This window comes from Deltaproteobacteria bacterium, assembly GCA_026388545.1.
GTDB lineage: Bacteria > Desulfobacterota > Syntrophia > Syntrophales > UBA2185 > JAPLJS01.
This window is the reverse complement of the sequence record JAPLJS010000020.1, coordinates 42,830-50,633: the sequence shown is the minus strand read 5'-3', so window position 1 is coordinate 50,633 and position 7,804 is coordinate 42,830. Positions and strand designations below refer to the sequence as shown.

General features: G+C 44.8%; 6 protein-coding genes and 1 pseudogene. 4 read left to right on the top strand and 3 right to left on the bottom strand.

Annotation, left to right across the window (positions count from 1 at the left end):
• From NTW12_01955 to NTW12_01940, 4 genes and pseudogenes are all read left to right on the top strand, one after another.
• Window positions 1-148: DUF6125 family protein (locus NTW12_01955; GenBank protein ID MCX5845115.1), on the top strand; the 148-nt coding region annotated here is incomplete at its 5' end.
• A gap of 472 nt (window positions 149-620) precedes the next feature.
• The gene (locus NTW12_01950) at window positions 621-2,993 is read left to right on the top strand and encodes a DEAD/DEAH box helicase (GenBank protein MCX5845114.1); all 2,373 of its coding nucleotides are present in this window, start codon (window positions 621-623) and stop codon (window positions 2,991-2,993) included.
• The gene (locus tag NTW12_01945) at window positions 2,990-4,297 is read left to right on the top strand and encodes a ribonuclease H-like domain-containing protein (protein MCX5845113.1); all 1,308 of its coding nucleotides are present in this window, start codon (window positions 2,990-2,992) and stop codon (window positions 4,295-4,297) included. The genes NTW12_01950 and NTW12_01945 overlap by 4 nt, the downstream gene beginning before the upstream one ends.
• A 295-nt stretch (window positions 4,298-4,592) precedes the next feature.
• A pseudogene (locus tag NTW12_01940) lies at window positions 4,593-4,742 on the top strand (hypothetical protein).
• A gap of 9 nt (window positions 4,743-4,751) precedes the next feature.
• On the opposite strand, the gene NTW12_01935 reads toward NTW12_01940, so the two are convergent.
• Genes NTW12_01935 through NTW12_01925 form a run of 3 tightly spaced genes read right to left on the bottom strand, consistent with a single transcriptional unit; the run spans window position 4,752 to window position 7,714 of the window.
• Entirely contained in the window at window positions 4,752-5,036 is a 285-nt protein-coding gene (locus tag NTW12_01935; GenBank protein MCX5845112.1) for an integration host factor subunit beta, read from the bottom strand.
• Window positions 5,037-5,050: 14 nt separating this feature from the next.
• Window positions 5,051-5,950, bottom strand: coding sequence for a signal peptide peptidase SppA (sppA, locus tag NTW12_01930; GenBank protein MCX5845111.1), 900 nt, complete (start codon window positions 5,948-5,950; stop codon window positions 5,051-5,053).
• Between the two features lie 9 nt (window positions 5,951-5,959).
• Window positions 5,960-7,714 carry a 30S ribosomal protein S1 gene (locus tag NTW12_01925; GenBank protein ID MCX5845110.1) on the bottom strand — a complete coding sequence of 585 codons (1,755 nt, stop codon included), beginning with the start codon at window positions 7,712-7,714 and terminating at the stop codon, window positions 5,960-5,962.
• Window positions 7,715-7,804 lie beyond the last annotated feature (90 nt).

Here is a 7,804-nt window from a genome sequence, read left to right as displayed (position 1 = left end):
TGAGTTTTCCTGCAAGGAGATGCACCGGGGCGAGTTTGAGAATTTCGCCGGAATTATCGATGATAGAATACAGGTTGAATGCCTTTTTGCGCCTCCCGATCCACATCCGGATAATGCCTTCTGCCGGTGGCGGTTTACCTTAAAGTAAAACTATGAAGACGTGCCATAAATGCAAAAAAGAGATTAAGGTTGATAAAATAGTCGGCAGGAAAGACGTTTGCCCTTTTTGTCAATCCGATCTCCGATGCTGTCTTAACTGCCGTTTCTATGATTTTCGATCATACAATCATTGCCGGGAATCCCAGGCAGACAGGGTACTTGACAAGGATCGCAGTAATTTCTGTGATTATTTCAGCTTTAAGGATAGCTCTTCCCAGGGAAAAACGAAAGAAGGTACCGATTCAGCACGGAAAACGCTTGATGATCTTTTTAAGAAATAGTGAATAAAAGGGAGGCCGAATTCACGAAAAATAGTGAAAGATGGCGGCAAAATATGATAGAGGGTAATAAGGAAAACCTTTAAAGGTGTCAAACCCATATTGTTCGGTTGAATGACGTCATTTAATATTTTTCTCGTCAGTCGAAATGACATTTTTACCGTAAATATTATCCATTAACTTATGCCCACTTTGACCATCAAGGAATTGCTGTCCCGATTCGAAAACAACCGGCGTTTCATGGAAAACGTCCGGGCGTTGAAAATACTCCCCGCTTTTGAGGGCCGGTTTGCACCCTTCCCCGATTGGGTTAACCCCCGGCTTCAATCCATCCTTAAAAAAAGGGGGGTCGATCAGCTTTACAGCCACCAGGCTGAGGCGGTCAACCTCGTAAAGAAAGGCCTTGATGTGGTGCTGGTCACCCCGACCGCAAGCGGGAAGACCCTATGCTATAATCTTCCGGTTCTGAACAGAATCCTTGAAGAACCGGAGACGCGCGCCCTCTATATATTTCCCACAAAGGCCCTCGCCCAGGATCAGATGCACGAGGTGCACGGTCTCATTACCGATTTAAAGGCCGACATCAAGACCTATACATACGACGGAGACACGCCAGACGACGCCCGCCAGGCTATCCGCAAGCAGGGCCACGTGGTGGTTACGAACCCCGATATGCTTCACGCGGGGATACTCCCGCACCACACCAAGTGGCAGAAGCTGTTTGCCAATCTCAAATTTGTCGTAATCGATGAGCTGCACGTTTATCGAGGCATTTTTGGCTCACATCTCACGAACGTGATGCGGCGGCTTGTAAGAATCTGCCGCTTTTACGGCCAGGAACCTATTTTTATCTGCTGTTCCGCAACGGTTGCCAACCCGAAGGAACATGCCGAACGCCTGCTCGAACGGCCGGTAGAACTGATCGACCAGAGCGGCGCCCCGACGGCGTCAAAAACGTTTATTCTGTACAACCCGCCCATCGTCAATCGTGAACTGGGAATTCGTCAGTCCGCGATGACGCCGGCAAGAATTCTGGCAACCGAACTTATCACAAACGGTATCCAGACCATCGTCTTTACCACCAGCCGCCTGAATGTCGAGATACTTACAAAATATCTCAAGGATCATTTTGCCAGGGGAAAACCCGTTGACACACATTTTGTCACAGGCTACCGTGGCGGTTACCTGCCGAATCTGCGCCGGCAGATCGAAGAGGGCCTTCGCAACCGCGAGGTAATGGGTGTTGTGAGTACAAACGCCCTGGAACTGGGAATCGATATCGGAGACTTGGAATCCTGTATCATGGTCGGTTATCCGGGCTCCATCGCCAGCACCTGGCAGCAGGCCGGGAGGGCCGGGAGGCGGATGGGGCATAGTCTTGCCATACTCATTGCCCGTAGCAGCCCCATGGACCAGTTCATCGTCGAAAACCCTGATTACTTCTTTTCCCGGTCACCGGAACACTGCCGCATCAATCCCGATAACCTCCTCATACTACTTCACCACCTGAAGAGTGCTGCCTTTGAACTTCCCTTCGAAAAGGGAGAACATTTCGGAAGCGAAAATCTGGAGGAACTCCTCAACTATCTGGAAGAAAAAGGCGTGCTCCACAGAGTTGATGACCGGTGGCACTGGACGGCGGAGAGCTACCCTGCCGATGAGGTCAGCCTCCGAAGCATCAACCCTGAAAACGTCGTCGTGGTTGATACGACGGAAGCAGGCTCGCATAAAGTTATTGCCGAAGTTGACTGGGACAGCGCCTTTTCCACGGTTCACGATGATGCCATCTATATGGTTGAATCCCAGCAGTACCATGTAGATAAGCTGGACCTCGAACGAAATACGGCTTATGTCCATAAAGTCGATGTCGATTATTACACCGATGCCATGACCTATACAAACGTGCGCGTTATCGACAGTTTCACGAAAAAGCACCGGCAAAAATTAATCGTTGAACACGGTGAGGTACAGGTGGTACGAAAGGTTGTCGGGTATAAAAAGATAAAATTTTATACCTCGGAGAACCTGGGTTACGGCGATGTGACGCTCCCGGAGAAAGACATGCATACGACGAGCTACTGGTTTACTATTCCCAGAGATATGCTGAACCTGATGCCGTACACGCAGTCGGAAATCATTGACGGCCTGTCCGGTCTCGCGTATGGACTTCATTACCTCGCTTCCATGTTGCTGATGTCCGATGCGCACGATATTGACAGATGTATTGGTGATAAGAGCGGTGAATGGTTTGTCCGTCACGGAGCAGGATCGCGGTCCATTACGACTTCTTCGAAAAATGCAACGGATGCAACCACTGTCATGGTTGATGCTTTTGACCCGACTGTGTTTATTTTTGACGCCTATCCAGGGGGGATCGGCTTTTCCGAGCTTCTCTACGAAGAGCATGAGCGCCTTTTAGCCTCAGCCTTGGCTCTGATTCGGAGCTGTCCTTGCATCCACGGCTGTCCAAGCTGTGTAGGGCCTACACTTGAGGTAGGACCCGCGGCTAAAGAAACAGTTCTGGCTATTCTTGATTTGATTATTGATAAAACATGAGCACACTCAAACGCTTGCAACGCCTGACCGGCGACGACGCTCCAGGGAAAAAAGAATCGACACGTGCTGATGAGATCAGCGAACTGCGCAGGCGCATAGAGGCCATTACCTCGCGGAGGCCGGCTCCAACCGTTTCACCATCCACTGTGTTATGTGATAGTGCCTTTACGTTGAAGGATTTAATACAGGGGGATGAGTTCGAAAATACCCACGGCAATTTTTTTGTCGCCGACCGCTCTCTCACCGGTTCCTCATACCACGGATGCCGCTGCATCGGTGAAATTTCTACTCTTGATATGAATGCCGTAGCGCTCCTTGCCAATAACCCTGATCTGGCCTCATTTAATTATACCGATGCTTTATTCCTCGATACGGAAACCACCGGATTATCCGGCGGTACCGGCACGCTTGCTTTTCTTATCGGCCTTGGCTGGTTTGAAAATGAAACATTTGTTACAAGGCAAATATTCGCCCGTGACTTTTCGGAGGAGCGCGCCTCTTTGAGCTTTTTGCTGGAATTGGCCGGAAAAAAGAACTTCATCGTAACCTTTAACGGCAAGGCATTTGATGTCGGCCTGCTATCCACACGCTTTATCCTGAACCGCCTTCCTGACAAACTATCCAGCATGCCCCATCTTGACTTACTCCACCCGTCACGTCGCCTTCTTGGACATCGTCTGGATAACAATCGTCTGATCACCATCGAAAATGAGATACTCGGTTTCCGCCGCAGCGGGGATATTCCAGGCAGTGAAATTCCCCAGCGTTACTTCGACTGGCTGAGAAACCGTGATGCCCGGTTTATGCTGGATGTCTTTGAACACAACCGTCTTGATGTAATCTCCATGGCGACCCTCTCGGTTCACCTTGCAGAAATGTTAAAATTTGATCGCGACATCACAAGTGCCGAACATTTAGATATTTTAGCGGTTTCAAGGCTCCTTCTTGATCGCCGAGACAAAGCAGGTGCCAGGATTCTCCTGGAATCGTTAATAAACTCGGAAAATCCGTCTATCGCCTTTGAGGCAAGAAGGATACTTTCCCTGATTCACAAACGATCCGGTAGCTGGCATGATGCTGTTTGCATATGGGAAATGATGCTCCTGGATGATCCCGGCAACTATTTTGCCGCAGCAGAGCTGGCCAAATGGTACGAACACAGGAAACACGATTATAAAAAAGCTATTGATATAGTCAGCAAAACCCTCATACTATCAGGATTAAAAACAAGTGAAGAAAGAAACTCACTTGTTCATCGTCTTAATCGCCTTAAAAGTCGCGCAGGTTATACTGAAACTGAATAGATCAATAAACCACGGAAATTACGTAAACTTTTTATTCTATTGGTTATTGACAAATTGATAATAAAGGAATATAATAGAGCGTTATTTTTATAATACCCATTTTGTCATCTTAGTAAGCTTAAACGTGCAATCAAGGCGTTAGGGAGAGGGGTCTATTAAATTGATCAACACTTACAGATGTAAAAAAAAGGGCCATTTGATATCAGATGTTTGCCAGGATACAACATGTGAATGGCGGCTTAAAAATGATGCTTTTTTAAATTGTACATGGGTTGCCTGTAATTATGGGCCGTTTACTCTTGAAGAAGTAGGTGAAATGATGGGGGTAACCCGTGAGAGAATAAGACAAATAGAAGCGAAAGCGCTTAAGAAACTACAGCATAAAAAGAGAAGAGAACAATTAAAAGACTTTGCTTCTCCCGACAATGAAATGGATTTTTCGTAATTGCACAGTTTACTTGCATCCATTAATCATGTCATGGAGTTCTTTACCAACCTTAAAAAAAGGTACCTTTCTCTCCGGAAGGCGTATGACATCAGATGTTTTCGGATTTCTTCCCAGTATCGATCGTCTGCGTCTGACCGTAATATTTCCGAAGCCCCTGATTTCTATCCGTTCATTTCTTTTTAGGGCTCGAATCATTGCGTCGAATACCAAGTGAACTGCGTATGATATATCTTTGGGGGGATATTCCTCTATTTTTTTTTGAACCCGTTTAATTAACTCTTTTTTCGTCATGATTGTAATCTTTACTAATAACTCACAATCGGTGAGAGATACAAAATACCGTTGAGATGCTCTACCTTACCCTTTATTTGTCCCTCAAGTGCGATAAACATCTCCCGAAAAAAATAATCCCAGAATTTTAATCCTTTCTTCTTTGGATATACGATATCGGGTTTCCCCTTGATCCCTGCCATTTCACCTGCAAGTGTTACAGCATACCCCATGTCGCCTAAATAATCGACAAGACCCAATTTATGCGCCTGCCTGCCCGTAAAAACCCTTCCATCAGCGATCTTTCTCACATTTTCTTTGGGAATGTTCCTATCCTTGGAAACCATCTCAATAAATTGATCGGAGATATCATCAACCAAGTCTTGGAGTAACGCCTTTTCATCGGGCGTCATTTCCCTTACCGGCGATCCTATGTCTTTAAATTTCCCACTTTTAACAACCGACGCCTTAAGACCCACCTTTTTTAATAGCTCCTCAACGTTAGCAAAGTGCATAACTGCAGAAATACTACCGGTAAGAGTACCAGGGTTGGCTACAATCTTATCTGTGGCACACGCCACCATATAACCCCCTGATGCTGCGACAGAGCCCATAGAGGCTACAACCTTTTTCTTCTTTTTTAGGTCATTTACGGCTTGGTATATCTCCTGTGAGGAAGCAACGCCGCCACCCGGGGAATCAATTCTCAGAATAACTGCTTTAATACTGTCGTCTTTACCAAATTGATTCATCTGTTCTACAACATCGTGTGTATCGCCAATGAACCCTTCTATTTTTACAACACCCACTTTATTGTTAAGCGAAAATGATTGTTTATCTTCAGTTACGGACCCTAAAGCATATACCAGCAGAAAAAATGCCGCACCAACAAGAAACAAAAGAAATATCCCTAATAAGACCGGGTGTTTTCTCATGGTTTGATGTTATCCTTTCTCAGTGTCCGCAATTTTCACATCTGCCATGACCTTCCCAAGATTTGAACCAATATTCTCCTTGTTGTTAATGTACTGAGTCACCGAATATCCCTCAGATGCTGATTCGTAGTCCTTTATGCTCAACCTGATTCTTCTATTCAGCAAGTCAACGCTTTTAACTATTGCCGATACAGTATCGCCAACTGCATATATTTCTGATGCAGATTTTACCCTTTTTTGACTTAATTCTGAAATATGAACCAAGCCTTCTACACCTTCCTCGAGTTCTACAAAAATACCGAAGTCTGTGACGTTAGTTACCTTTCCTTTAATGATTGATCCTGTTGCATACTTAAAATTATTTTCATCCCAGGGGTTCTTATCCACCTGCTTGATTCCGAGAGAAAATTTTTCGTTTTCTACATCAATATTCAAAACCATAGCCTCAATTTCCTGGCCCTTTTTAAACAATTCCGAAGGATGTTTAATATTTTGCTTCCAGGAAATATCAGATACGTGAACAAGACCATCTATACCTTCTTCAATACCGACGAAAAAACCAAAGTTCGTAATATTCCTGATTACGCCCTTAACAAGGCTCCCCTCGGGATATTTTTGTTTCAGTGCTTCCCACGGATTCTCCGCTGTTTGTTTCAATCCAAGGGAAACGCGCTTTGCCTCAGGATTTACATCTAAAACCATGACTTTAACATTTTCACCCATGGATAAAACCTTAGATGGATGCTTAATCTCTCTTGTCCAGAACATCTCCGTGATATGGACAAGGCCTTCCACTCCCGGTTCCAGTTCTACAAAGACTCCGTAATCCGTAAGGTTTACTACTTTGCCTTCAACGATAGATCCAACTGGATATTTTTCGCTAATATTCTCCCACGGATTATCCGTCAGTTGTTTCAAACCAAGGGAAACCCTTTCTTTCTCTCTGTCAAAAGAAAGGACTTTCACCGTTATCTTGTCACCTTTGGAAAAATTATCAGATGGTCGTGCAATCCTTCCCCATGATATGTCTGTCACATGAAGTAGGCCATCAATGCCCCCCAAATCAATGAAAAGTCCATAATCGGTTATATTCTTAATGACCCCTTCCATAATCTTTCCTTCATCAATGCCCTCAAGGGTCTCTCTCTTAGCCTCTATCCTTTCATGTTCTAATATCGATCTCCTCGATAATACGACATTGTTTCTCTTCCTGTCATATTTAAGAACATTGAACATCAATGTTTGTCCTACATATTTATCAAGATCTCTTACCGGACGAACATCAACCTGCGAACCGGGCAGGAAAGCCAAAATTCCAATATCGACGGACAGCCCACCCTTAACTCTTTCTATAACTATACCTTTGACGGGGGTATTATGCTCGCAGGCATTTTTTACATCATCCCATATTTTAATTTTTAAAGCCTTATCCCTCGACAAGACCAGATTACCATCCGAGTCTCTTCTGTCAACCAGGACTTCTACTTGATCACCGACAGCAAGGGGGATATTCCCTTCATCATCTTTCAATTCTCTGGCTGGAATGTAACCTTCCGTCTTCCAGCCCACATCAACCATAACGACATCACTGTTTATTTGGACAACCTTTCCGATAACTATTTCACCAAGCTGCACGCTCTGCAGACTCTGTTCATACAATTCTCTGAAACCGATATCCTCTTCTTTACCACCGGCTGAAACTTTTTCATTTACTTGCTTACCTTCATGATTTTCATCAGCTATTAAGTTATTACCGTTAACCATTAAACCATTACCCCCTGAATTTTATAAAAATACTTTTTCAAGCACATGGTGACGTAACATACTGGTTATGAAATATCAAGCAAATTCAAA

Coding starts and splice junctions, on each gene's coding strand:
- NTW12_01950 (MCX5845114.1), top strand. CDS start 621: ATGCCCACTTTGACCATCAAGGAATTGCTGTCCCGATTCGAAAACAAC.
- NTW12_01945 (MCX5845113.1), top strand. CDS start 2,990: ATGAGCACACTCAAACGCTTGCAACGCCTGACCGGCGACGACGCTCCA.
- NTW12_01935 (MCX5845112.1), bottom strand. CDS start 5,036: ATGACGAAAAAAGAGTTAATTAAACGGGTTCAAAAAAAAATAGAGGAA.
- sppA (MCX5845111.1), bottom strand. CDS start 5,950: ATGAGAAAACACCCGGTCTTATTAGGGATATTTCTTTTGTTTCTTGTT.
- NTW12_01925 (MCX5845110.1), bottom strand. CDS start 7,714: ATGGTTAACGGTAATAACTTAATAGCTGATGAAAATCATGAAGGTAAG.